This window comes from Nocardioides sp. URHA0020, assembly GCF_000620705.1.
Taxonomy (GTDB): domain Bacteria; phylum Actinomycetota; class Actinomycetes; order Propionibacteriales; family Nocardioidaceae; genus Nocardioides.
In genome coordinates, this window is sequence record NZ_KK211172.1 from 142,663 (window position 1) to 167,309 (window position 24,647).

General features: G+C 71.8%; 23 protein-coding genes. 13 read left to right on the plus strand and 10 right to left on the minus strand.

What is annotated here, in order from left to right; translation table 11 throughout:
• Positions 1-6: 6 nt before the first annotated feature.
• Together N542_RS0121750 and N542_RS0121755 are read left to right on the plus strand one after the other, a co-directional pair.
• Complete coding sequence (locus tag N542_RS0121750; RefSeq protein WP_028645728.1) at positions 7-861, plus strand: DUF1028 domain-containing protein; 855 nt, start codon at positions 7-9, stop codon at positions 859-861.
• Positions 858-2,324: an FGGY family carbohydrate kinase gene (locus N542_RS0121755; RefSeq protein WP_028645729.1), complete on the plus strand. Its 1,467-nt coding sequence runs from the start codon at positions 858-860 to the stop codon at positions 2,322-2,324. Before N542_RS0121750 ends, N542_RS0121755 begins: the two co-directional genes overlap by 4 nt.
• 66 nt (positions 2,325-2,390) lie before the next feature.
• Here the strand turns inward: N542_RS0121755 and N542_RS0121760 are convergent, their stop codons facing one another.
• The 3 genes from N542_RS0121760 to N542_RS0121770 all read right to left on the minus strand — a co-directional run bounded on the left by N542_RS0121760 (position 2,391) and on the right by N542_RS0121770 (position 4,580).
• The gene (locus N542_RS0121760) at positions 2,391-3,275 is read right to left on the minus strand and encodes a hypothetical protein (protein WP_028645730.1); all 885 of its coding nucleotides are present in this window, start codon (positions 3,273-3,275) and stop codon (positions 2,391-2,393) included.
• Positions 3,276-3,342: 67 nt separating this feature from the next.
• Complete coding sequence (locus N542_RS0121765; RefSeq protein WP_028645731.1) at positions 3,343-3,849, minus strand: flavin reductase family protein; 507 nt, start codon at positions 3,847-3,849, stop codon at positions 3,343-3,345.
• Positions 3,846-4,580, minus strand: coding sequence for a lysophospholipid acyltransferase family protein (locus tag N542_RS0121770; protein WP_028645732.1), 735 nt, complete (start codon positions 4,578-4,580; stop codon positions 3,846-3,848). The genes N542_RS0121765 and N542_RS0121770 overlap by 4 nt, the downstream gene beginning before the upstream one ends.
• Positions 4,581-4,662: 82 nt before the next feature.
• Between N542_RS0121770 and N542_RS0121775 the strand changes: the two genes are divergently transcribed.
• From N542_RS0121775 to N542_RS0121785, 3 genes are all read left to right on the plus strand, one after another.
• The gene (locus tag N542_RS0121775; RefSeq protein ID WP_051552236.1) at positions 4,663-5,430 is read left to right on the plus strand and encodes an alpha/beta hydrolase; all 768 of its coding nucleotides are present in this window, start codon (positions 4,663-4,665) and stop codon (positions 5,428-5,430) included.
• 34 nt (positions 5,431-5,464) lie between these two features.
• Positions 5,465-5,956, plus strand: a complete 492-nt coding sequence (locus N542_RS26920) for a hypothetical protein (protein WP_028645734.1) — start codon at positions 5,465-5,467, stop codon at positions 5,954-5,956.
• An 88-nt stretch (positions 5,957-6,044) separates the two neighbouring features.
• Positions 6,045-7,289, plus strand: a complete 1,245-nt coding sequence (locus N542_RS0121785) for an ornithine cyclodeaminase (protein WP_028645735.1) — start codon at positions 6,045-6,047, stop codon at positions 7,287-7,289.
• Here the strand turns inward: N542_RS0121785 and N542_RS26055 are convergent.
• From N542_RS26055 to N542_RS0121820, 7 genes are all read right to left on the minus strand, one after another.
• Positions 7,222-8,187 carry an ROK family protein gene (locus tag N542_RS26055; protein ID WP_051552238.1) on the minus strand — a complete coding sequence of 322 codons (966 nt, stop codon included), beginning with the start codon at positions 8,185-8,187 and terminating at the stop codon, positions 7,222-7,224. The two genes, N542_RS0121785 and N542_RS26055, sit on opposite strands and share 68 nt — an antisense overlap.
• Before the next feature lie 4 nt (positions 8,188-8,191).
• Positions 8,192-9,946 carry a pilus assembly protein TadG-related protein gene (locus N542_RS0121795; RefSeq protein WP_028645736.1) on the minus strand — a complete coding sequence of 585 codons (1,755 nt, stop codon included), beginning with the start codon at positions 9,944-9,946 and terminating at the stop codon, positions 8,192-8,194.
• Positions 9,943-10,617, minus strand: coding sequence for a TadE/TadG family type IV pilus assembly protein (locus tag N542_RS26925; protein ID WP_051552240.1), 675 nt, complete (start codon positions 10,615-10,617; stop codon positions 9,943-9,945). The genes N542_RS0121795 and N542_RS26925 overlap by 4 nt, the downstream gene beginning before the upstream one ends.
• A 355-nt stretch (positions 10,618-10,972) precedes the next feature.
• On the minus strand, positions 10,973-11,914 hold the full coding sequence (locus N542_RS0121805) for an ROK family glucokinase (protein WP_028645737.1): 942 nt from the start codon (positions 11,912-11,914) through the stop codon (positions 10,973-10,975).
• The gene (locus tag N542_RS0121810) at positions 11,911-12,303 is read right to left on the minus strand and encodes a hypothetical protein (RefSeq protein ID WP_028645738.1); all 393 of its coding nucleotides are present in this window, start codon (positions 12,301-12,303) and stop codon (positions 11,911-11,913) included. The genes N542_RS0121805 and N542_RS0121810 overlap by 4 nt, the downstream gene beginning before the upstream one ends.
• A gap of 1 nt (position 12,304) precedes the next feature.
• Complete coding sequence (locus N542_RS0121815; RefSeq protein WP_028645739.1) at positions 12,305-13,498, minus strand: ArsA family ATPase; 1,194 nt, start codon at positions 13,496-13,498, stop codon at positions 12,305-12,307.
• Complete coding sequence (locus N542_RS0121820) at positions 13,495-13,932, minus strand: SRPBCC family protein (protein WP_028645740.1); 438 nt, start codon at positions 13,930-13,932, stop codon at positions 13,495-13,497. The genes N542_RS0121815 and N542_RS0121820 overlap by 4 nt, the downstream gene beginning before the upstream one ends.
• An 85-nt stretch (positions 13,933-14,017) precedes the next feature.
• Between N542_RS0121820 and N542_RS0121825 the strand changes: the two genes are divergently transcribed.
• The 8 genes from N542_RS0121825 (at position 14,018) to N542_RS0121860 (ending at position 24,630) form a co-directional block, all read left to right on the plus strand.
• A complete protein-coding gene (locus N542_RS0121825) occupies positions 14,018-15,814 on the plus strand; it encodes an AMP-dependent synthetase/ligase (RefSeq protein WP_028645741.1) in 1,797 nt (598 codons plus the stop codon).
• Positions 15,815-16,049: 235 nt separating this feature from the next.
• Positions 16,050-16,775, plus strand: coding sequence for a Flp pilus assembly protein CpaB (gene cpaB, locus N542_RS0121830; RefSeq protein WP_197026055.1), 726 nt, complete (start codon positions 16,050-16,052; stop codon positions 16,773-16,775).
• Between the two features lie 66 nt (positions 16,776-16,841).
• Complete coding sequence (locus tag N542_RS26065) at positions 16,842-18,032, plus strand: AAA family ATPase (RefSeq protein WP_051552242.1); 1,191 nt, start codon at positions 16,842-16,844, stop codon at positions 18,030-18,032.
• A 4-nt stretch (positions 18,033-18,036) separates the two neighbouring features.
• A complete protein-coding gene (locus tag N542_RS0121840) occupies positions 18,037-19,494 on the plus strand; it encodes a CpaF family protein (RefSeq protein ID WP_028645743.1) in 1,458 nt (485 codons plus the stop codon).
• A gap of 4 nt (positions 19,495-19,498) precedes the next feature.
• Positions 19,499-21,427 (plus strand): type II secretion system F family protein, encoded by a 1,929-nt coding sequence (locus N542_RS26930; protein WP_081795476.1) that lies wholly within the window; start codon positions 19,499-19,501, stop codon positions 21,425-21,427.
• 1 nt (position 21,428) lies between these two features.
• Complete coding sequence (locus N542_RS0121850; RefSeq protein ID WP_028645745.1) at positions 21,429-22,352, plus strand: type II secretion system F family protein; 924 nt, start codon at positions 21,429-21,431, stop codon at positions 22,350-22,352.
• Positions 22,352-23,968: a sensor histidine kinase gene (locus N542_RS26935; RefSeq protein ID WP_028645746.1), complete on the plus strand. Its 1,617-nt coding sequence runs from the start codon at positions 22,352-22,354 to the stop codon at positions 23,966-23,968. Before N542_RS0121850 ends, N542_RS26935 begins: the two co-directional genes overlap by 1 nt.
• Positions 23,965-24,630: a response regulator transcription factor gene (locus N542_RS0121860; RefSeq protein ID WP_028645747.1), complete on the plus strand. Its 666-nt coding sequence runs from the start codon at positions 23,965-23,967 to the stop codon at positions 24,628-24,630. The genes N542_RS26935 and N542_RS0121860 overlap by 4 nt, the downstream gene beginning before the upstream one ends.
• The last annotated feature ends 17 nt before the right edge of the window (positions 24,631-24,647 follow it).

Sequence of the window (24,647 nt, forward strand, 5' to 3'; positions counted from 1 at the left end):
CAGCCCATGACCTTCTCGATCGTGGCCCGCTCCTCCGACGGTGAGTCCTGGGGCGTTGCCGTAGCCTCCAAGTTCCTGGCCGTGGGTGCGGCCGTGCCCGCCGCCGTCGCCGGCGTCGGCGCCATCGCGACCCAGGCCGACGCCAACGTCGCCTACAAGGGCCTGGCCCTCTCCCACCTCGACGACGGCGCCACCGCCTCGGTGGCCCTGCAGCGGCTCCTCGAGGAGGACGAGGGCCGCGACCACCGCCAGGTCGGCATCGTCGACGTCGACGGCAACGCGGCCAGCCACACCGGCGAGGCCTGCCTTGACTGGGCCGGCAGCGTCACGGGCGACGGCTACGCGATCCAGGGCAACATCCTGACCGGCTCCGAGGTCGTCGAGGCGATGGAGGCGGCCTGGACCGCGTCCTCCCCCGACGCCCCGCTCGCCCACCGGCTGCTGGCCGCGCTCGCCGCCGGCGATGCGGCCGGCGGCGACTCCCGCGGACGCCAGTCGGCGGCGCTGCTCGTCGTACGCGAGGAGGCGGGGTACGGCGGGCTCGACGACATCGCCGTCGACCTGCGCGTCGACGACGCCGCTGCCTGCGGGGGTGACCCGATCAGCGAGCTGGGCCGGCTGCTGGCCCTCAGCGACCTCTACCTGACCGCGTCGACCGACGACGAGAAGGTGCCGGTCACCCCGGAGCTGCTCGAGGAGCTGGAGGGGCTGGCGACCGCGGCCGGGCACCGCGACTTCGCGGCCTGGGTCGGCACCGAGAACTACGAGATGCGCGTCGCCCCCGACAGCTCCTGGATCGACGTCCGCATCCTCGAGATCATCCGCGCCGAGCTGGGTCCCGGGCGGGAAGCCGACCGGTGAGCGTCCTCGCGATCGACGCCGGCACCACCGGCGTCACGGCCCTGGTCGTCGAGCCCGACGGCCGGATCTCGGCCCGTGGCTATCAGGAGTTCGCCCAGCACTTCCCCCGGCCGGGCTGGGTCGAGCACGCGCCGGAGGAGATCTGGCAGGCGACGCTCGAGGCCACCCGCGACGCCCTGGCCGCCACCGACGCCAGCGCCCTGCAGGCGGTCGGCATCACCAACCAGCGCGAGACCGTGCTGCTCTGGGACCGCGAGACGCTCGGGTCACCACGCCGCGGGATCGTGTGGCAGGACCGGCGTACGGCGGAGCTGTGCAACCGGCTGCGTGGCGAGGGCCACGAGGACCGGGTGCGCGAGCTCACCGGCCTGCGGCTCGACCCCTACTTCTCCGGCACCAAGCTGATGTGGCTGGCCGAGAACGAGCCGCACACGTGGGCGCTGGTCGAGTCCGGTCGGTATGCGATCGGCACGGTCGACTCCTACCTGATCGCCCGGATGAGCCGCGGCACCTACCACGTCACCGACGTCTCCAACGCGTCCCGGACGTTGCTGCTCGACCTCGAGTCCGGCGACTGGTCCGACGAGCTGCTGGGGCTCTTCGGAGTGCCGCGCGACGCGCTGCCGGAGCTGGTCCCCAACTGGGGAGAGCTCGCGGCGACCGACCCGACGTCGTTCCTCGGGCTGTCCCTGCCGATCTCGGGGATCGCGGGCGACCAGCAGTCGGCGCTCTTCGGCCAGACCTGCTTCGACGTGGGCGACTCGAAGTGCACCTACGGCACCGGGTCGTTCGTGCTCACCAACACCGGCTCGACGATCCAGCGCTCGGACGCGCTGCTGGCCTCGGCTGCCTGGCGCTCCCCCGACGGCGAGCTCACCTACGCCTGCGAGGGCTCGATCTTCGTCACCGGCGCGGCCGTGCAGTGGCTGCGAGACGGCCTCCAGATCGTCGGCTCCGCGGCCGAGAGCCGGGCGGTCGCCTCGACGGTCGAGGACAGCGACGGCGTGGTGTTCGTGCCCGCCCTCACCGGTCTCGGCGCCCCGCACTGGGACCCGCAGGCGCGCGGGCTGATCGTGGGCCTGACCCGCGGTACGACGCGCGCCCACATCGTCCGCGCGACCCTGGAGGCGATCGCCTTCGAGGTGCGCGACGTGCTGGACGTGATGCCCCAGCTGTCCTCGTTGCGGGTCGACGGTGGTGCGGCCGCCAACGACCTGCTCTGCCAGCTGCAGGCCGACCAGGTCGGCGTACCGGTGGAGCGGCCGAGGGTCGTCGAGACCACCGGCCTCGGCGCCGCCTTCTTCGCCGGCCTGGGGGTCGGGGTGTGGGACTCCACCGACGACCTGCGCGACACCTGGGCGCTCGAGCGCCGCTTCGAGCCCACCTCCGACCGTGCCTCCGCCGACGCCGCCCACTCCCGCTGGTCCCGCGCGGTCGAGCTGGCGAAGGGCTGGGCGGACTGAATCGTCGGGGTAGTCCCTGACGTTCCCGGGGTCATTCCGCGCCCACGACCCCGCAAGCGTCAGGGACTACCCCTTCAATTTCGCCAGCGCCGCCGCAGCAGCATCACGGGCCTGGGTCGCGGCGGCGAGCTCGGACTCCGACTGGGAGCGTGCGTCCTCCGCGTCGGAGAGCTCGTCGTCGGTCTCCTCGGCGGAGGCCTCGAGCTCGTCCATCCGGCTGCGCAGCTCGGCGATCTCCGCCTGGAGCTGCAGGCCGCGGGCCTCGAGGTCCTCGACGGCGGTCACCGTCTCGGCGTGCGCCGCGGTCGCCTCCGAGACCGCCGCCTCGGCCTCCTCGAGCGCCGCGGCAGCGGCGGCGACCGCCTTGGCGTCCGCCTCGGGATCGGGTACGACGCGCAGGTCCGGCCGCGCCGGTGGGGCGGCCTCACGCGCCGGGGCGTCGAAGCCAAGCGCCTCGGGCACGGCCACCGCGGCCTCCACGTCGGCCGGGTCCAGGCCGGTGCTGGCCAGGGCGGTGGTGAGCATCCCGCTGCGCAGCGCCTGCCCGCACCGCTCGTCGACCATGGCCGCGGTGAGCGTCGCCTCGACCTGCTCGGCGACCGCCTCGGTGACCCGCGTGCCCTCCTCGCGCGCGATCCGCCGGGCGCCCGTGGTCACCGCGGCGGTCAGCTGACGGCGCTGGCGGCTGAGCGCCCGCAGTTCCTCGGCCGACATCGAGGCCTGCGCCTCGCGCAGCGCGGCACCCACGGTGAGGACCTGCTCGACCTGGGCGGTGTCGCGGCGGACCAGCAGGTTCACGACCCAAGCCGCCGTCGAGGGCTTCTTCAGGGCCTTGACGCGCGGGGCCAGCGGCGTGCCCTTCAGCTCCTTGGCGCGGGCGTCGCGAGCGGGGGTGAAGTCCGGCAGCGGCAGGCCGTAGAGCTCGTCCGCGATCTCGAGGAGGTCGGCCACGCCCACACCCTAGGACGAGCCGGTGGCGCCCGCTCCGGGTGGTCCGACCGGGTGGCTCCCGGACCTGTCAGGCGGGCCGCACGTACCGTCCGCGTCGGTGCACCAGTGGCTCGTCGTCGTCGCCGACCGTCACCTGCTGGACCACGCAGGTCAGCAGCGTCGACCACCCCACGTCGGCGGCGGACTCGAGCGAGACGCCGGCCCAGGTCGGCGCGTCGCTCAGCCGGGGCCCCCAGGTGGTGTCCTCGAAGGACGCCAGCCGCCACGGGCCGCCCGGCGCCGGTCCGGTGCCGGCGAAGGCCTCCGCCAGGTCGCGGTGGCGCCACGACAGCAGCTGGACGACGGCCCGGCCGGTCCGGGCCACCACCTCGGCGAGATCGCTGTCGGGGTCCACCAGCAGCAGCACGTGGGCCGGGTCGCCGTTCGCGACCATCAGCGAGGAGACCGTCAGGCCGGCACGCCCGGAGCCGTCACCGGCCGTGACGAGGCTGACGGCGCCACCGAGGCGACCGCGCAGGCGGCGTACCGGATCGGGATCGGGATCCGCGAAGGGATGCGTGTCGTGGATGGTCACGACGCGAGCTTCGACTCGCCGCCCTGGTCGCCGTCCTTCTGCGCGTCCGCCTGGGCCTTCGAGAGCTCCTTGGCGCGGGTCGCGTACATGTCGACGTACTCCTGACCGGAGAGCCGCATGATCTCGTACATGATCTCGTCGGTGATCGACCGCAGGATGTAGCGGTCGTTCTCCATGCCCTCGTAGCGGGAGAAGTCCAGCGGCTTGCCGAAGCGCACGACCGGGCGGGTGAAGCGGCCGAAGGTCTTGCCCGGGGGCGCCACGACGTCGGTGCCGACGACCGCCACCGGGATGACCGGCGCCTTCGACTCGAGCGCGAGCCGGGCCACGCCGACCTTGCCGCGGTAGAGCTTGCCGTCGTGCGAGCGGGTGCCCTCGGGGTAGATCCCGAAGAGCTCGCCCTCGGCGAGCAGTCGCTTGGCGGAGATGATCGCGCCCTCGGAGGCGTTGCCGCCGGACCGGTCGATAGGGACCTGGCCGGAGCCCGAGAAGAAGGTCTTCTGCAGCCAGCCCTTGAGGCCGGGGGTCGTGAAGTACTCCGCCTTCGCGACGAAGGTGACGCGCCGCGCCAGCGTGAGCGGCATGAACAGCCAGTCGGCGTACGACAGGTGGTTGCTGGCCAGGATCGCGGGGCCCTCGACGGGGACGTTCTCGGCGCCGGTGACGCGCGGCCGGAAGACCAGCTTCAACCACGGCCCGAGCGCGATCCACTTCAGGAACCAGTAGAACACCGCAACCTCCGCCCACCCCTCGAGTCCGTCTCGCGCAGCCTAGGGCATCGCCGCGCCGCCCGACGTGGTGCACACTTCCGCCATGACGATCCACCCGCTCGCGACGCCGTACTCCGCTCCCGCCCAGCCGGAGCTCACCGGCGGCCGCCGCATCGGGGTGCTCCTCAGCCACGGCTTCACCGGCCAGCCGGCGTCGATGACGCCGTGGGGCCAGCACCTCGCCCGGCTGGGGTACGCCGTGGAGGTCCCCCGTCTGCCCGGCCACGGGACGACCTGGCAGGAGCTCAACACCCTGCGGTGGTCGGACTGGTACGCCGAGGTGACGCGGTCGCTCGACAAGCTCGTCGCCGAGAACGACGCCGTCGTCGTCGGCGGTCTGTCGATGGGCGGCGCGCTCGTGCTCCGCCTCGCCGAGGACCGCCCCGAGGTCGCCGGTGTCGTGGTGGTCAACCCGGCGGTCGCGAGCAAGCGGCTCGACGTCAAGCTGCTCCCGGTGCTCAAGCACCTGGTGGGGTCGTTCCCCGGCATCGCCAACGACATCAAGAAGGAGGGCGTCGAGGAGCACGGCTACACCAAGACGCCGCTCAAGGCGATCCACTCCTTCATGCAGGCGTGGCCCGTGATCATCGGCGACCTCCCGAAGATCACCGCACCGCTGCTCTACTTCCGCTCCACCGAGGACCACGTCGTCGACGAGGCCTCCCAGCCGCTGATCACCAGCGGGGTGTCCTCGCGCGACGTCACCGTCGTACCGCTCGAGAACAGCTACCACGTCGCCACCCTCGACCACGACGCCGAGAGGATCTTCAGCGACTCCGCCGCCTTCATCGCCCGAGTGACGGCATCCTGACCAAGGATTCACGTCGGGGGCATACGCTCGTCGTGTGCCGGACCAGCCCCACGACGACGACTTCGACCTCGGACGCGACGCCGAGGCGCATCTCGCCGCCGACGAGCTCGCGTGGCAGTCGATCATCGCCAACTACGGCGAGCGCGCGCAGATCGACGAGCCGCCGCCGGTGGCCCCACCCGTCGCGCCGGTCTCGGACGCGCCGTTCGGCGGACGCTTCGGGGACCCCCGCGCGCTGGAGGGGTACGACGAGGAGCCCGAGGTCCCGGTCGACGACGACGTCGAGGAGGGCTACGTGCCGCCCGAGCCGCCGCCGCTACCGCGGCTCAGCCCCGACCGGGCCCTGGCCTGGGCGGGCGTCTTCGGCTCGCCCCTGGTGCTCCTGCTGGCCCTGATCCTCTCCCTCTCGATCCCGACCTGGCTGGGCTACCTCCTGGTCGTGGGGTTCGTCGGCGGCTTCATCTACCTGGTCGTCCAGATGCCCCGCGAGCCGCGGGACCCCTGGGACGACGGCGCGCAGATCTAGCGGAGCCGAGCAGCGGGTCCGGTGACGGCGGTCGGCGAGCGCGCGAGGTCGTGACCGACGGGGCGGGACCGGGCGTTACTGTGCACCGGTGAGCGTCAACGAGACCGTCGAGATCACCGGCCACCTGATGGACCACGGCATCCTGTCGCGGGTCCTGGACGACATCCGTGAGTACGCCGGTGACTACACCATCGACCGCTTCGACGTCGGACGGGAGACCGACGACGCCTCGCACGCCGTCATCACCGTGATCGCCGACGACGACGAGGCGCTGCAGCGGCTGCTGATGCGGCTGCAGACCCGTGGCGTCAATCAGGTCGACCCGGGCGTCGCGAGCGTCGCCGAGGCCGACCGGGACGGCGTCTTCCCCGACCGCTTCTACTCGACCACCAACCTCGAGACGCGGGTCCGCATCGACGGCGTGTGGCTCGAGGTCCCGAACCCGGAGATGGACTGCGGGCTCATCCTCGAGCGCGACGCCGACGGCAGGCCGGCCAGGGTCTTCACCCTGCCCATGTCCGACGTCCGCACCGGCATGCTGGTGATCACCGGCGCCGACGGCGTACGCGTGACCGTGCCGGCGCCGGACGCGAGCGCCGAGGCGTTCGGCTTCATGGAGTCCGAGGTCTCCTCCGAGAAGCCGCAGGCGGTGCTCGTGCGCCAGGTCGCCGACGGCATGCGCGAGGCGAAGGCCGAGGGCAAGAAGGTCCTCTGGGTCGGTGGCCCGGGCGTCGTCCACACCGGTGCGGCCCCCGCGATGGTCGCCATGGTCAACGCGGGGTACGTCGACGTGCTCTTCGCCGGCAACGCACTGGCCACCCACGACATCGAGTCCTCGCTCTACGGCACCAGCCTCGGGGTCGACCTGGCCATGGGCCGAGGCGTCGAGCACGGGCACGAGCACCACATCCGGGCCATCAACACGATCCGCAAGTCCGGCTCGATCCGGCAGGCCGTCGACGACGGCGTGCTGACCGGCGGCATCATGCACGCGCTGGTGACCGAGGGCAAGCAGTTCGTGTTGGTCGGCTCCGTGCGCGACGACGGCCCGCTGCCCGACGTCTACACCGACGTGATCGAGGGCCAGCGCGCGATGCGGGCCGAGCTCACCGACGTCGGCTTCTGCCTGATGGTCGCGACCATGCTGCACTCGGTCGCGACCGGCAACATCCTGCCGGCCTCGATCCCGCTGGTCTGCGTCGACATCAACCCGGCGACGGTCACCAAGCTCGCGGACCGCGGGTCGTCCCAGGCCCGCGGCATCGTCACCGACGTCGGGCTGTTTCTCGAGCAGCTCGCCGTCGAGCTCGTGCCCGCGTACCGGCGCTCCTGAAGGTCTGACGCGCCAGGTCGGCGGCGCCGATCGCGCCTGCCTCCGGGCCGAGCGCGGCTCGCACCACCGGTGGGACCGTCCGGTGCGGCGCGCCCACCAGCGACTCGCGCAGGGCGCTGCGGGCCGGTTCGAGCAGCAGGTCGCCGGCCGCGGACAGGCCGCCGCCGATGACCACCACCTGCGGGTCGAACGACGCCACCAGGTTGGCCAGCCCCACCCCGAGCCACTCGCCGACCTCGGCGAAGGCCGCCAGCGCGACCGGGTCGCCCGCCTCGGCGGCAGCGGTGATCGCGGGCCCGGCCAGGTCCTCGACCCCCTGCGCGCGGACGAACCGGGTCAGGGCGTTGCCGCTGCAGTACTGCTCCCAGCACCCCGTGCCGCCGCACTCGCAGGCGCGGCCGCCGGGGACGACCTGGGTGTGGCCGAACTCCCCGGCCATGCCGTTGTAGCCGCGGATGACCTCGCCGTCCAGGATCAGCGCGCCCCCGATGCCGGTGCCGAGGGTGACCATGACGGCGCTCTCGGCCTCACCGACCGCGCCGTACGCCAGCTCGGCGCGCGCTGCGCAGTTGGCGTCGTTGTCGAGCACGACCGGGGCGCTCCAGCGCTCGGCGAGGCGCGCACGCACGCCCTCGTCCTGCCACGGCAGGTGCGGGGCGAACCGCACCCGCTCGCCCTGGGCATCGACGAACCCGGCAGCCGCGATGCCGATCGCGCCGACCCGGCGTACGCCGGCGATCTCCTCGACCGCCTCCGTCAGCGCGTCCTCGACGAGTCGTGCCTCGACCCGGCGCCCGGGGGTGGTCCGGACCGCCGTACGCACGACCCTGCCGGACCGGGACACCGCCGTCGCCAGGACCTTGGTGCCGCCGATGTCGACGCCGATGAAGAGGCTCACCGGGCTATTCGATCAGACGGACCGGGTCTCCGCTGACGTACGCCGTCCAGGTCGTCGTGTCGTTGACCGACGCCCCGCCGCCGAAGGTCACGTTGAGTCGGAACCAGCACCCGCCGATGCCGGTGTAGTGGCAGGTGTAGTTGGACGGGATCGGCACCGCGACCGTCTCGGACTTGCCGTTCCACGACGAGTCGATGCTGATCGAGCAGGTCGGCAGGCTCTGCGTCTTGAAGCCGGAGCCCTTGCAGTTCGTCAGCGCGACCGCGGCGTCGGTGGGTGGCACCACGGTGAGCGAGCCGCTGGAGGCGGCGTCACCGATGTCGAAGAACTTGAAGACCAGCGTCTGGCCGGCGGCGGCCGGCATCAGCCGGATCAGGTTGAACGTCTGCGACGCGCCGGTGGCGTTGGCGTAGATCGACATCTTGCCCAGCGCGGACACCGAGAGCGATCCCGCAGGGATCCCCGCCCCGTAGCCGCGCACCGCGAACCGGTTGCTGCCGCCACCCTTGACCGCGGTGTCGTCACCGGTCTGGCGGTACATGGCGAAGTCGGCGAGGTTGCCGGTGGGCTCGTAGCTGCCGGTGGTGGACGTCTTGGGCACGGCGCCGCCGAGCGCGACGTTCGTGCGGACCTGGAGGTAGTAGTCGCCGGCCTCGGTCGGGGTGAAGGTGCACAGGGTCACCCACTGGTGGAAGACGCGAGCCAGGGCCCGGTTGTAGTCGACACTGGACTGCTGGAGCGTCGTGGCCGTCACCTTGTCGGAGGCGTACCCCGGGTACTGCTTGGTGCACCCCGGCTGGGGAGTCGCCGCTCGGGGGTTCTGGGAGTCGGAGGGCTGGCGCAGGCCGAACGAGGTGATCGTCGCTCCCGACGCCGCGTCGGACATGTTGTCGCCGGTGCAGAACGAGTTCGGTGACGTCACGGTCTTGAAGTAGCGACTCTTGGCGTCCGACGTCGCGTAGTCGTTCCAGTTGTCGCTCGTGACGGTGCCCGTCGGAGCCGTCTTGCAGAAGTCGTCCGTCGCGACGAAGGCCGGGTCGTAGAGCTGCAGCGTGATGGCATGGTTCACAGCCGCCGGCTGGATGCGCACCATGTAGAAGTAGCCCATCGGGTCGAACTCGTCGTTCGTGGTCCCGGTGCAGCCCGAGACGTCCGAGGACGCACAGTTGCGGACGGCGTACTGGTCGCCGTTGCCCTTGGTCACGTTCGGACCGTTCACGTTCATCCAGAACTGCGGCGTCGTGCTGCAGATGGCGTCCGCGGGGACCGTCAGCTGCGAGGCGACCGGTCCGGACAGGGTGTTGCCACCCGCGGGCTCGTTGCCGAGCGTGTTGCACGGACTGCCCATCGGCTGAGGACCCGTGTAGTCACTGACAGCGCGCCGGCTGATCGTGGTGGTGCCCAGCCCGAACATCCGCCCGAAGATGTTGTTGACCCTGCTCGTCACGGTCACGTCGAGCTGGCTCGGCTGGGTCCCCGGCTTGACGGTCACCGAGGTCGTGCCCGAGTTGGGGTAGCCGTTGCGCATGGCGATGTTGCGCGCCGTCGAGGTGGCCGAGGCGATGTCCTGCGGCATGTAGATGACGCCGGCGGAGGCGGCCGCGTCGGCAGCCTTCTGCACGCGTTGCGCCTCGGCGTACCACCGGGCCACGTCGACCGTGATCGCGCACAACCCGAACAGCAGCGCGGAGATGAAGAGCGTCACGACGATGGCGGCGATGCCACGCTCATCTCGGACGCGCTCGGGCCGACTGCTCATGAGTGCGGGAAGGGGGACGTGGACTTGCAGGTGTCCGCGGACAGGGGCTCGAACCTGGAGACAGCGCGGTCGTCGACGCCGATCGCGTTCCGGAAGAGTCCGCTCACCCACTTGTGGGTGGCGTGCAGGTAGATGCCGACGGCATCTGCCTCGCCGGCACACGCGTTGATCGAGGTCGACGCCCAGGCACCGCTGAAGTACCTGAACTTCTCCGAGGCGTCATTCCACTTGAACATCACGCAGTTCGTCACGCCGGTGCAGCTGCTCGGCATGGTGCTGTTGCCGTTCGCGCCGGGATACCCCTTGTCGTTGGCCTTGAAGACCAGGACGTAGTCGATGGCGCTCTTCGGCATCGACATGCCGTTGCGCTGGATGGCGTCCGCCGCGATCTGGGCCAGAGCCGGCGAGCTGGCCGGCGTGCACGGTGGGGCGGAAGGGCCGGTCTCGCAGACCCCCGGGCCCGCAACGACCGCCCCCGTCGTCGTCGCGGCGCGTGATCCCACCCGCACGGACGACGCGACCGAGATCTGGTCGCGCACGAGCAGGGACAGCTCGATGATGCCGAAGAGCAGGGTGAAGAGGATGGGCAGCACCAGGGCGGCCTCGACCGCGACGGCGCCGCGCTGGTCGCGGGTCGTGCGGCGGTGCGAACAGCGAGCTCTCCGGGTCACCGGTCTCCCTTCCTGGGTGACCGGACGCTAGTGACGTCACCGGACCGGCACATCCCCTGCGGCCCAAAAGGACCCATGCGGACCACGAGGTCTGGCCACATGGCCGACACGAGTGGTGTCGAGGCTCGGGCCTGGCGGCCCTCACACCTCGACCACCGAGACGGTGGTTGAGGTGCGAGCCGCGCTAGCGGCGAGCCTCGAAACCACCGTGGCGACGTACGCGCGAGCCGCGCCGTCAGTGCGATGTGGTTTCGAGGCTCGGGCCTGGCGGCCCTCACACCTCAACCACCGCCACGGTGGTCGAGGTGCGAGCCGCGCCAGCGGCGAGCCTCGAGACCACCGCCACGGACCAGGGTCAGCGGCGCGAGAGGTCTGCCGCGCCGATCAGGCCCGCCTTGTTGCCCAAGCGCGCCTTGCGGATCTCCGGGATCGGGCGGAAGCCGCGGCCGACGAGCTGGCCGGCGAACGCCGTACGCATCGGATCGAGCAGCAGGTCCTCGGCCTCGCTCACGCCACCACCGATGACGACCACACCCGGGTCGAGGATCTCGGTCAGCGACGCGATGCCCTCGCCCAGCCAGCGCCCGAGCTCGGCCAGCTGCTGGCGCGCACCCTCGTCGCCGTGCTGGGCCGCCTCGGTGATCAGCGGACCGGTGATCCGGTTGAGGTCGCCGCCCGCGCGCTCCAGCATGCCGCGGGCGATCATCGCCCCGCTCATGGCCAGCGCCCGGGCCTCACGCACGAGGGCGGAGCCGCTGGCGTACTGCTCGAAGCAGCCGTGCTTGCCGCACCCGCACAGGATGCCGTTGGGCACGACGCGCATGTGGCCGATCTCGGCGCCGACGCCGTTGGCGCCGCGGTAGACCTCCCCGTCCAGCACGAGGCCACCACCGACGCCGGTGCCCACGGTGACGAGCAGCAGGTCGTCGGCGTCGTGCCCGGCGCCGAACGCGAACTCGCCCCACGCCGCGGCGTTGGCGTCGTTCTCGATCACGACCGGGAGCTCGACGCGCTTCTCCAGCTCGCCCTTGAGGTCCTCGTTGCGCCACGCGACGTTGGGCGCGAAGAGCACCACGGCGCGGGCCTTGTCGACGTAGCCGGCCGCGCCGACCCCGACGGTCTCGATCGGGTGCCGCTCGCGGAGCTGGGTCACCAGGCCGGCGATGGCTTCCTCGATCGCCTCGGCGTCGGTCGCCGGCGACTCCACGCGCAGCTCCTCGACGATGGTGCCGTCCTCATCCACGACACCGCCGGCGATCTTGGTGCCGCCGACATCGATCCCACAGGCCAGGCTCATCGGTCTCCCTCCTCGGGATCAGTTCGTACGTCGGGCTCGTCCGGCCAGTCGCCGGTGTCGTCCAGGTCGATGTGCTCCACCCCGCCCGGTGATCTGCGGGCGTCGGGCGTCGCCGCGACGAGCAGGCCGGACAGCGCCTGCAGCGCCGTCGTGGCCGCCGTCGCCAGCTGCTCCCGGACCTCGGGCCGCAACTCACGCACCAGGTGCACCGTGCGGCAGATCGGGCAGTAGGTGCACTCCGTAGAGCCCGTCGCCAGATGGGCGTCCAGGTCGGGCGCAGCGTCCTGGGCCCAGCTCGAGAGGGCGCCGAGGAGCTTGACGGCCTCCTCCGCCACGGAGCCGACGGCGTCCGTGGGGTCGGTCGTCGAGGGGTCGTCGTCCTGGTTCATGTCACCTTCCAGTCTCGTCCGCAGGGTCCTCGACGAACCGCACTTGCAGCTCCCCCTGCTCCACCCGGGCCCCGGCGACGCGGTAGCGCGCCAGACCGGATGGGAGCGTGATCAGCCGACGATACGATCCCACGGTCACGACGAGATCGTCGCCATTGCGCGCCAGGTGAACCTCCGCGCTCGACACCAGCGGCAGCGACAGCCGGAGGACCGCGCCGTGCTCGCCGCTGCTGATCCGGAAGGGACCAGGTCCGCTGCTGGTCGCCAACGGGTCGGCGTCGTCGTACAGCTCCCGCGCGAGCGCGGTCAGCGCCGCCACCCCGACAGGCTCGCCGGGACGGTACGGCGAGCGCCAGATCGGCAGCCCGGCGAAGGACTCCGTCACCCGCTCGAGCACCTCGTCCTGCGCCATGACCCAGCCCGCACGCCAGTCGTCGGCACCGTCGGCCGGGAAGATGCGGTTGGCCACGACGCCGTCGACGCGGTAGCCGAAGAGCGACAGGCTCGTGTACGCCCGGCGTGCCTCGGCGAGCACGACGTTCTCCGGGGTGAGCACGATCCGCACGCTCGCGTCCGGGCCGCTGAGCAGCCCGCGCACCTCGTCGAGCTCGGCGTGCAGCCGCTCCAGTGCGTCGAAGACGCCGTCGCCGGGCATCGGCACGCCGGCAGCCCGGCTCAGCACCGGCCGCAGCGCCTTGACGACGCGACGCTCGACCGGCAGCACCCGGTGCATGTACCAGCCGAGCGCCTCGGGCAGCGCCAGCAGCCGCAGCGTCTCGGCGGTGGGGGCACAGTCGACGACGATCACGTCCCAGGCGCCGGAGGTCGCCTGGAGCCGCAGCTCCAGGAGCGCCAGCACCTCCTCGGCGCCGGGGATGACCGTCAGCTCCTCGGCCGCGACCGGGTCGAGGCCCGCGACGTCGAGGATGGAGAGCAGGTAGCGCTGGATGTCGGCCCAGGACTGCTCGAAGCGCAGCTGCGCGTCGACCTGCTGGACGAAGAGCCGGTCGGCCACCTCGCTCGGCTCCGCGCCGATGGAGCCCGGCGTGCACCCGAAGGCGTCGGCCAGCGAGTGGGCCGCATCGGTCGACAGCACGAGGGTGCGCTGTCCGTCCGCGGCGGCCAGGGCAGCCGTGCCGGCGGCGATCGTGGACTTGCCGACCCCTCCCTTGCCGGTGAAGAGGAGGACTCTCAGAGCGACTCCACGCGCTTCTTCAGCCCCTTGAGCGCGGTGTCGATCAGGATCTTCTCGCCCTTGCGCTTGAGCATGCCGATCAGCGGGATCGAGACGTCGAGCGCCAACCGGTAGGTCACCTCGGTGGTCCCGTCGCCCTGGTCCACGAGCACGTAGGCGCCGTCGAGCGCGCGCAGCATCTTGCCCTCGACCAGCGTCCAGGTGACCTCGTCGTACCCGTCCCACTCGTAGGCGAGCGTGTACTCGTCCTTGATCGGGCTGACGTCGAGGGAGAAGAAGACCTGCTCGGCCCAGCCGTCGGCGTCCTCGGCGACCACCTCCGCGACGGTGACGCCCTTGGCCCACTCGGGGTACGCCGGGAAGTCGCCGATCACCGCCATGATGTCTGCGGGGGCTGCGTCGATCACGATCGACGAGGTCGTCTGCTCGGCCATCGTGCTCCCCTGGGTGTCGTGGGCGGTTCGGGCAGCGAGCGTACCGGATCGGCAGCCCCCCGCGGGCACGCGGTAACCTCAGCCGGTGCGTGAGTTCTCGACCCCCCTGACGACCGAGATCCCCTCCGTCGGCAACCTCACCGACGACGTGGTGACCAACGCCCGCGAAGCCGGATCAGCAGTGCAGTTCAGCCGTCGTACGGCGGCGGCAGGCGCCTGGGAGGAGGTCACCACCGCGGAGTTCCTGGCCGAGGTGAGTGCTGTCGCGAAGGGCCTGATCGCCGCCGGCATCGAGGTCGGCGACCGGGTCGCCCTGATCTCCAAGACCCGCTACGAGTGGACGTTGCTCGACTACGCGATCTGGTTCGCCGGCGCGGTCACGGTGCCGATCTACGAGACGTCGTCGGCCGAGCAGGTGCACTGGATCCTCAGCGACTCCGGCGCTCGCGCCGTGGTCACCGAGACGCCCGACCACCTGGCCCGGGTGCGCGAGGTCCGCGGTGACCTGGACGACCTCAACCACGTCTGGTCCCTCACCGACAACGCCGTCGACACGTTGAGCCGGCTCGGCGGTGACATCTCCGACGAGGAGCTGGAGCGGCGGCGTACGACGGCCACCCCCCTCGACCTCGCCACGCTCATCTACACCTCCGGCACGACCGGACGCCCCAAGGGCTGCATGCTCACCCACGGCAACTTCATGTTCGAGCTGGGGGTCGCGGTCGACGAGCTCGACGAGCTCTTCCTCGACCACGAGGGCGCGACGCTGCTCTTCCTGCCGCTGGCGCACGTCTTCGCGCGGATCATCCAGGTCGGCTGCATCAAGTCACGCACGCGCCTGGGCCACTCGGCCGACATCAAGCAGCTGCTCCCCGACCTGGCGGAGTTCCAGCCCACCTTCATCCTCGCGGTCCCCCGGGTCTTCGAGAAGGTCTTCAACACCGCCTCGCAGCGGGCCACCGCCGACGGTCGCGGGAAGATCTTCGACGCCGCCGCCGAGACGGCCATCGCCTACTCCCGTGGCATCGAGCGGGGCAAGGTCCCGGTCCGGGTCCGCGCCAAGCACGCGGTCTTCGACAAGCTGGTCTACGGCAAGCTGCGCACCGCTCTCGGCGGCGAGTGCAAGTACGCCATCTCCGGCGGCGCTCCCCTCGGCGAGCGGCTGGGCCACTTCTACCGCGGCATCGGCCTGGTCGTCCTGGAGGGCTACGGCCTCACCGAGACGACGGCGGCGCTGAGCGCGAACCTGCCCGACGCGACGAAGATCGGCACCGTGGGCCGTCCGCTGCCCGGCACCGCCGTACGCGTGGCCGACGACGGCGAGCTGCTCTTCCGTGGCGGCCAGGTGATGGCCGGCTACTGGCGCAACGAGGCCGCCACCGCCGAGGTCATGGAGCGCGACGGGTGGTTCCACACCGGTGACCTCGGCGAGGTCGACGACGAGGGATTCGTGCGGATCACCGGGCGCAAGAAGGAGATCCTAGTGACCGCGGGCGGCAAGAACGTCGCGCCGGCGGTCCTCGAGGACCGGCTGCGCGGCCACCTGCTGGTCGACCAGTGCATCGTCGTGGGTGACGGCCAGCCGTTCATCGCGGCGTTGGTCACCCTCGACCGCGACTCCGTGACGATGTGGGCGCACCAGCACGGCAAGAGCACCGACATCGCCGCCCTGGTCGACGACCCCGACCTGCGGGCCGAGGTCGAGTCCGCCGTCGAGGAGGCCAACAAGGCCGTCTCGAAGGCCGAGTCGATCCGCAAGTTCACGATCCTCCCGGACGAGTGGACCGAGGAGGGTGGGCAGCTCACGCCCAGCCTCAAGCTCAAGCGCAACGTCGTGATGCGCGAGCTCAAGGACGAGGTCGCCGCACTGTACGTCGGCTGACCAGGCCGGCCGCTGCTACCACCCGCGGCGCCCCTCCGTGGGCGTAAACGGGGACCCGCCGGCTCCGGTCCAGACCACTAGAACATGTTTCGGACAGATGTGGTCGAGAGACCCTAATCTGCTCCTGCTCAACCCCGGCGGGGGCGGGGGTTGGCGGCCTTCCGCCGCTGCCCATTTACGTCCGACCGCGCCCGGTTGCCCGAGCGCGGTCCCGCTCGGGAAGGTCTTGGCGACCGTGGCTCATCGGAAGTTCCTCCTCATCGGAGCGGTCCTCGCGGCCGTGGCCGGCGCGGCCCTCGTGTTCCTCTACGTGCGCTCCGCCGATGCCCGCGCGGAGAGCCGGTTCGACACCATCCAGGTCCTGCGCGCCACGGCGCCCATCGAGGCGGGCGAGACCCTCACCGCGGCGTCGCAGGGCGGCAAGATCGCGCTGCAGAACGTCCCGCGCGACCAGGTCCTGCCCGACGCGCTGAGCAGCATCGACTCGCTCGGCGACCAGGTGGCGCTCGTCAAGATCTACCCCGGCGAGCAGATCATCTCGTCCAAGTTCGGCAGCACCGCGGTGGCACCCAGCGCCCTCCAGATCCCCAAGGGCCAGATCGCGATCTCGGTGAACCTCGCCGACACGGCCCGGGTGGCCGGCTTCGTCAACCCGGGCTCCGAGGTCGCCATCTTCCTCAACGGCACGGACGACAAGGGGCCCTACACCCGGCTGCTGCTCGACCGGGTCACCGTGATCGGCGTCGGCTCCACGACGCCGGTGGCGACCACGACCACCGGCGAGGACGGTCAGGCGACCACCGAGTCGCTCCCCCGCACGCTCATGACCCTGGCGCTGGACCAGAAGGACGCCGAGCGGGTGATGTTCGCCAGCACCAACGGCGAGCTGGCGTTCGCGCTCCTCACCAGCGACAGCAAGCTCGCACCGGAGGACGGCGTGGACGCCAAGTCGCTGTTCTGACCCGTCACACCAGCACGGTTCCAGCGCACCAGGGACCGTGAGCACCACCTTGGAGGGAAGCTCGCAATGCCGATCGTCGTAGACCCGGACAGTGGCGCCGTCGCCGCGCTCCTGGCCACCCTGCCCGCCACCGCTCAGGGGTCTGCCCACGGCGTACCGAACGGGGAGCGCCTCCTGAGGTGGCTCGACGAGCACCCGACCGAGTACGTCGTCGTCATCGGCCCCAGCATCCCGCTGGAGGAGGCGCTGCTGCTGTGCGAGCGGCTCCGGGTAACGCGCCCCGCGCTGAGCCTGGTGCTGGTGCGGCCCAAGCTCGAGGCCGCCATGCTCACGCGAGCGATGGCCGCAGGTGTCCGTGAGGTCGTCGCCGTGGGCGACACCGCCGGTCTCCTGGGCTCGGTGTCCCGCGCCGAGGAGCTGCACCTGGCCCTGCGCGGACCCGGTAGCGCCGGTCCGTCCGGCCGGATCGTCACCGTCTTCTCCCCCAAGGGGGGCGTCGGCAAGACCACGCTGGCGGTCAACCTGGCCGTGGCGCTCAGCAAGGGCGGCACCAAGCAGGTCTGCCTGGTCGACCTCGACCTCGCCTTCGGCGACGTGGCGATCACCCTGCAGCTGCTGCCCACGCACTCGATCGAGCACGCGATCGGGTCGGAGATGGCCGTCGACCTCCCGCTGGTCCAGAGCCTGCTCACCAAGCACGAGGCATCGATCATGGTGCTGGCGCCGCCGAACCATCCCGACGTCCGCGAGCGGATCACGGCACTGCTCGTCTCCCGAATCCTCGGGGCGCTGCGCACCGGGTTCGACTACATCGTGGTCGACACGGCTCCCGACTTCGACGAGCACACGCTGACCGCGCTCGACGAGACCGACGAGTGCGTCATGGTCGCGACGCTGGACCTGCCGACGCTGAAGAACGTCAAGATCGGGCTGGCCACGCTGGACTCGCTGGCGATCGCCGCGGGTCACCACCACGTCGTGCTCAACCACGCCGACGAGGACACCGGGCTGTCGATCCAGCAGGCCGAGGAGATCCTGGGTCGCACCATCCAGGTCCGGATGCAGAGCTCGATCGACGTCGCGCGGTCCACCAACCTGGGCGTGCCGATCATGTCGAGCCAACCCGACCACGCGGTGAGCAACGCCATCCGTGGGCTGGCCGCCCAGCTGGCCGGCGGCACCGGCGAGCCGCACGCCGTCGTCGAGGACGACCGCCCCTCCCGCAGGTCCAGCCGCCGGATGAAGCTGCGGAGATGACGCGATGAGCACCCTGTCCGAGCGACTCGCCGCACTGCGCCAGGCGCAGCAGTCGACTGCGCCCGCAGCCACGGCCCGGCACGACGTCGTCGAGACCCAGGCGGACACGCCGAGCGGTGGCAAGCGGCGGTCGACCCCGCCGCCGGCCGAGGTGCAGGCTCCGGTCCGTGTCGGCCGGGCCGGGGCGGACGAGGACCGGCTCGACGAGGTCCGGGCGACCGTGCACGGCGAGCTCCTCAAGACCCTCGGCCCGCAGCTCTACGAGTCCGACCTGGACGAGGACGAGCTCGACCAGGAGCTCCGCACGATCCTCGCCGACGTGCTCGGCGCGCAGGAGCGCCCGCTCAGCGCGAGCGACCGGCTCCGGGTCACCCAGGAGATCCGCGACGACATCATCGGCTACGGCCCGATCGAGCCCTTCCTGCACGACGTGGAGGTCTCCGAGGTCATGGTCAACGGCCCCGACAGCATCTTCGTCGAGCGCAACGGCCGACTGACGGCCGTGCCCGCCCGGTTCACCGACGAGAACCACCTGCGACGCACGATCGACAAGATCGTCTCCCGGGTGGGACGACGCGTCGACGAGTCCAGCCCGATGGTCGACGCGCGGCTGCCCGACGGGTCCCGGGTCAACGCCGTGGTCCCGCCGCTGGCGGTCGACGGCTCCATCCTCACGATCCGCAAGTTCGCCGCCGACCCCTTCACCGCCGACGACCTGGTGCGCTTCGGCACGCTCACCCGCACGGCGGCGGACTTCCTGGACGCCTGCGTGCGCGGCCGCCTCAACGTCGTGGTGTCCGGCAGCACGGGCGCCGGCAAGACCACCACGCTCAACGTGCTGTCCTCCTTCATCCCCACCGACGAGCGCATCGTCACCATCGAGGACGCGGCCGAGCTCCAGCTGCACCAGGACCACGTCGTGCGCCTGGAGTCCCGGCCCTCCAACATCGAGGGCAAGGGCGCGGTCACGATCCGCGACCTGGTCAAGAACAGCCTGCGCATGCGGCCCGACCGGATCATCGTCGGCGAGGTCCGCGACGCCTCCGCGCTCGACATGCTCCAGGCCATGAACACCGGCCACGACGGCTCCATCTGCACCGTGCACTCCAACGGTCCCCGCGACACGCTGTCGCGCGTCGAGACGATGGTGCTGATGGCCGGCATGGACCTGCCCATCCGCGCGATCCGCGAGCAGGTCGCCTCCGCGGTCGACCTGATCGTGCACCAGTCCCGCTTCCGCGACGGCAGCCGACGCATCACCCACGTGACCGAGGTGGAGCGCATGGAGGGCGAGATCATCACGCTCCAGGACATCTTCGTCTTCGACCACTCGCAGGGCTACGACAACGACGGGCGCGTGCTCGGCCGGCTGCGCTCGACCGGGCTGCGGCCCAAGCTGCTGGACAAGCTGCACGAGTCCAACGTCCACGTCGACCCGATGATCTTCGCGACCGCCGGGTGACGCGATGACCTCACAGACACCCCGGCTCCGGAGAGCGCGGCGTACGGCGCGCGCGGCACTCGCGTGCGTCCTCGCTGGTGCTTGCGTCGCAGGGCCGCTAGTTGCGGGGCCGGCGGCAGCAGCAGCCGACGACTCCGGGGCCGGGGTCACCCACGTCGAGGCGGCCGACGGCCGGCTCAGCGTGCTGGTGGCCGTGCCCCCGAAGGTCACGGTGGACCTCGATGCCGTGACCGTGCAGGTCGACGGCAAGGACGCCACCGCTGACGCCGAGCCGGCCGGCGACACGGGCCGGGTGCGGCGCACGGTGGTCCTCGCCATCGACTCCAGCAGCTCGATGAAGGGCGAGCGCGCGGCCGCCGCGCGCGACGCCGCCCTGACCTTCCTCGGCACGGTCCCCGCCGACGTGTACGTCGGGGTCGTCAGCTTCGACGGCGAGGTCTCCAGTCCCCTGGAGCCGAGCCTGGACCGCGACGAGGCCCGCTCGGTGATCAAGGGCCTCGAGCTCGGCAAGGGCACGCACCTGTTCGAGGGCGTCGAGGCCGCGATCGCCATGGCCGGCGATGACGGGCAGCGCTCGCTGGTCGTCCTCTCCGACGGCGCCGACACCACCGACACTCCCGTCACAGAGGTCACGGCATCGCTCAAGAAGAGCGAGGTGCTGCTCGACGCCGTGTCGATCGACTCGCGGGACCCCTCGCTCGCGACGCTCGCGGCCGCCGGCCACGGCCAGGTCATCAGCGCCCGGCCGGACGCGCTCGCCGCAGCGTTCACCCGGGAGGCCGACGCCCTCGGACGTCAGGTGCTCGTCACCGTCACCGTGCCCGACGCCGTCACGGCGACCGAGGCCAACGTGACCGTCACGCTGCCGACGGACGGCGCACCGCTCGAGGCGACGGCGTACACGACCGTGCGCGAGCAGCAGACGTCGTCCTCCTCGGTGTCCGCAGCCGCCGTCGCCGTGAGCTCGTTCGACCCGCCCTCGTGGGTCGTGTACGCCGGCATCGCGGCCGTCGGGGTCGCGCTCCTGCTGCTGCTCCTGCTGCTCGTGCCGGCGGCGCCGAAGGCCATCACTCCCGCCGAGCGCGTCGCGGCGTACATCGGCGGCCAGCAGGGCGCCACGCAGTCCCGACAGGTGGAGCCGCTCGCCCCCGTGCGCGAGGCCGCGACCCGGATGCTCAGCCGCAACCGCGGTCTCGAGGAGCGCATCGGCCTGCGCCTCGAGGGTGCGGGCAGCGAGCTCCGGCCGCCGGAGTGGCTGCTGGTCCACGCCGCGATCGCGGTGGCCGCCACCCTGCTCGGGCTGCTGCTCGGGGGCGTGGTCCTGGGCGCGATCGGCCTGGCACTCGGCGTCTTCGGTCCCTGGATCTTCCTGGGGATCCGACGCACCCGCCGGCGCAAGGCCTTCAACGCCGCCCTGCCCGACGCGCTGCAGCTGATGTCCGGGGCCCTGGAGGCCGGCCTGTCGCTCTCGCAGTCGGCCGACACCATCGTCAAGGAGGGCATCGAGCCGATCGCCTCGGAGTTCCGCCGGGCCCTGGTCGAGACCCGCCTCGGTGTCGACCTCGAGGACGCTCTCGAGGGCGTCGCCGAGCGCCTCGTGAGCGAAGACCTGGCGTGGGTCGTCATGGCGATCCGAATCCAGCGCCCCATCGGCGGCAACCTGGCCGAGCTCCTCGGGACGGTGGCAGCGACGATGCGCGAGCGTGAGTACATGCGCCGCCAGGTCGCGGCCCTCGCCGCGGAGGGCAAGCTGTCGGCGTACGTGCTCGGCGGGCTGCCGCCGCTCTTCCTCGTCTACCTGTTGCTGACCCAGCGGGACTACGTGATGCCGCTCTTCACGACGCCCATGGGCCTCGTGATGCTCGGCGGCGCGAGCCTCCTGCTCTTCGTCGGCGTCTTCTGGATGAGCAAGCTGATCAAGGTGGAGGTCTGAGATGATCCTGCTCTTCGTGCTGGGGGTCGGCCTGGTCGGCGTGGCCCTGGCCCTCGTGTCGGTGGCCCTGCGCCCCGGCGTGCAACCCGGAGGCGTGGCCCGCTCGATCGCCGTCCTGGAGTCGATCACCTCGCCTGCCCCGGTCGAGCTCACGCGGGAGGTGGACCCGCCCTTCGGCGAGCGGATCATCGAACCGCTGCGTCGACGAGCACTGGCCGTCGGCCGACGCCTGACCGGCGCCGACTCGAGCGACCGGATCCGCCACAAGCTCGACCTTGCCGGCAACCCGGCGGGCTGGACGGTCGACCGGGTCGTCTCGGCCAAGGTCCTGTGCACTGCCGTCGCCTTCACCGTCGCGCTGGCCGCCTCGCTCGTGCTCGGGACCTCCCCGACCACGCGGATCGCGCTCCTCGCGATCGGGGCAGCGGTCGGCTGGTTCGGCCCCAACCTCTACCTCTACCAGCGCACCTACGAGCGCACCGAGCAGATGCAGCGGGAGCTCCCCGACTCGATCGACCTGCTCACGATCTGCGTGGAGTCCGGACTGGGCTTCGACGCCGCGATCCAGCAGGTGGCTCGCCGGACTGAAGGCCCGCTGGCCGACGAGTTCAACCGGATGCTCCACGAGATGCAGATCGGCATGGGCCGTGGTGACGCGCTGCGGGCCCTCAGCGAGCGCAGCAACGTCGTGGACGTGCGGTCGTTCGTGGGAGCCATGGCGCAGGCCGACTCCTTCGGCATCCCCATCGCCCAGGTGCTGCGCACCCAGTCGCACGAGATGCGGGTGCGCCGCCGCCAGCGGGCCGAGCAGCGCGCGCAGCAGGTGCCGGTCAAGATCACCGTGCCGCTGATCTTCTGCATCCTCCCGTGCCTCTTCATCGCCGTCATGGGACCCGCGGCGATCTCGATCATGGCGTCCTTCTGATGCACCCGCGTGCGACGGCCTCGGCGACGTCGGCCCACCGCCGTCACGGCATGGCCGGCATCGCGCGGATCTTCGGCCTGCTCGCGGTCCTCGCCCCGGCGCTCTCGTCCGGCGACCGTGCCGTCCTCCTCGGCGTCCTGGCCGTCGGGCTCGTCTGGGTCGCCACCCAGGCGGCCGAGCACCGACGGATGCGAGGCGTTTTCACCATCGAGCTCGTCAGTGCCGGCCTCGTCGGTCTGGTCTGCGCGACGACCTGCCAGCTCGCGCCGGCGTCGGGCTCGGGCATCCTCGGGGTGCTGGCCATCCCGCCGGCCACCGCGGCCATCCTGCTCGGTGCCCGGGCCGGGTTGCTCGCCCTCGCCACCTGCACCGGCGCCTTCGTCACGACCGCCTCGCTGACCGACGCGATGACCCTCCCGCTGGCCAGCACCACGTTCACCTGGATGCTGACGGGCCTCGGCTTCGGGCTGATCGGTGCCGCGCTGCACAGCACGCTGCTCGGGACCGACCAGATCTCCGCGCACCGCAGCGCGCAGTCGCTCATCCACCAGCTCGCCTCGGTCTCCGACCGGCTCGGCTCCCCGCTCGAGCCGGAGGTCCTCGGCACCGACCTGCTCAACCGGCTGAGCGCCTCGCTCGGGGCCGCCGACCTGCCGGCCCGTGGACTGGCCCTGCAGGCGCCGAACGACGGCGCCCTGGTGTGGGTGGCCGGCGCGTCCGCGGCGACCAGCACCCACCTCGCGGTGCAGGCGGCCGGGACCGGTCGGCCGGCGGTCGCGGGCCACTCCTTCGCGCTCCCCCTCACCAGCGAGGGTCGCGTCGTCGCCGTCGTCTCGGGCCACCTCTCCCCCACCGTCGACCGGATCGCCCTCGACGAGCGGCTGCAGCGGCTGGCGAGCGGCCTCGAGGACGACGCGGTCGTGCTCGAGACCGCCCTGCTCTTCACCCGCTTCCGCAACTCCGCGACCGTCGCCGAGCGACGTCGGCTGGCCCGCGAGATCCACGACGGCGTCGCCCAGGACCTCGCGTCGGTCGGCTACCTGCTCGATGCCATCAACGGCCACCCCGACCCGGTCGAGCAGTCGCAGCTGCTCGACCAGCTCCGCGGCTTCCTGAGCGCGGTCCTGGTCGACCTGCGCCGCGCCCTGGTCGAGCTGCGCACCGACACCGGGCCGGGCCAGAGCCTCGGCGCCGCGCTGGAGGACATGGCGCGCAACGTCGAGACGCTCACCGGCATCACGTTCCACGTGCGCGTCGACGAGACCGGCGCCCGGCTGCGGCCCGAGGTCGAGTCCGAGCTCCTGCGCATCGGGCAGGAGGCGATCACCAACGCCGTGCGCCACTCGCAGGCGCGCTCCATCTGGATCACCTGCCGGGTCGAGGCGCCGTACGCCGAGGTCACCGTCAGCGACGACGGCTGTGGGCTCGGCACCCCCCGTGCCGACTCGCACGGCCTCCAGATCATGCGCGAGCGCGCCGGCCTGATCGGCGCCGACCTCACGCTCACCTCCCGCCCCGGTGGCGGCGTGGTGCTCAAGGTGCGGGCGCCCGGTGCGTCCGTGACCAACGATCTCGACTCGGGCACCGAGTCGCACCCAGGAAGGGTTTCCGCATGACCCAGCCCCCCGAGGCGCCCCCCGTCAAGGTGCTGCTCGTGGACGACCACGACCTGGTCCGCGCCGGACTGCGCGGCGTCTTCGAGCGCGAGCCGGACCTCACCGTCGTCGGCGTCGCCTGCAACGTCGCGGAGGCGATGGCGGCGTACGCCGAGCTGCGTCCCGACGTCGTCGTCACCGACCTCCAGCTCCCCGACGGGACCGGCATCGACATCGTGCGCGCAGTACGCCGCGGCAACGACCGCACCGGCCTGGTGGTGCTCACCATGCACACCGGCGACCGGCCGCTGCTCGCCGCGATGGATGCGGGTGCATCGGCGCTGGTCGGCAAGGACGCCCCGTCCTCCGACGTCGTCAACGCGGCCCGCCGCTCGGTCGTGTCGCCGCGATCGTTCGCAGCGACGGGCCTGCTCCAGGCGCTCGGCCGTCGGGCCGCTCGCGACGGCGGTCGTCTCTCCGACCGGGAGACCGAGATCCTGCGCCTGCTGGCCGACGGTCTCGGCATCGGCGAGCTGGCCGCGGAGCTCTACATCAGCCGCTCGACGGCGAAGACGCACGTCGCACGGATCTACCAGAAGCTGGGCGCCGCCAACCGCGCCCAGGCGATCGTGATCGCGATGCGCACGGGTCTGCTGTCGAGCGTGGACACCATCGGCGTCTGAGCGGCCGCTCGGCGCAG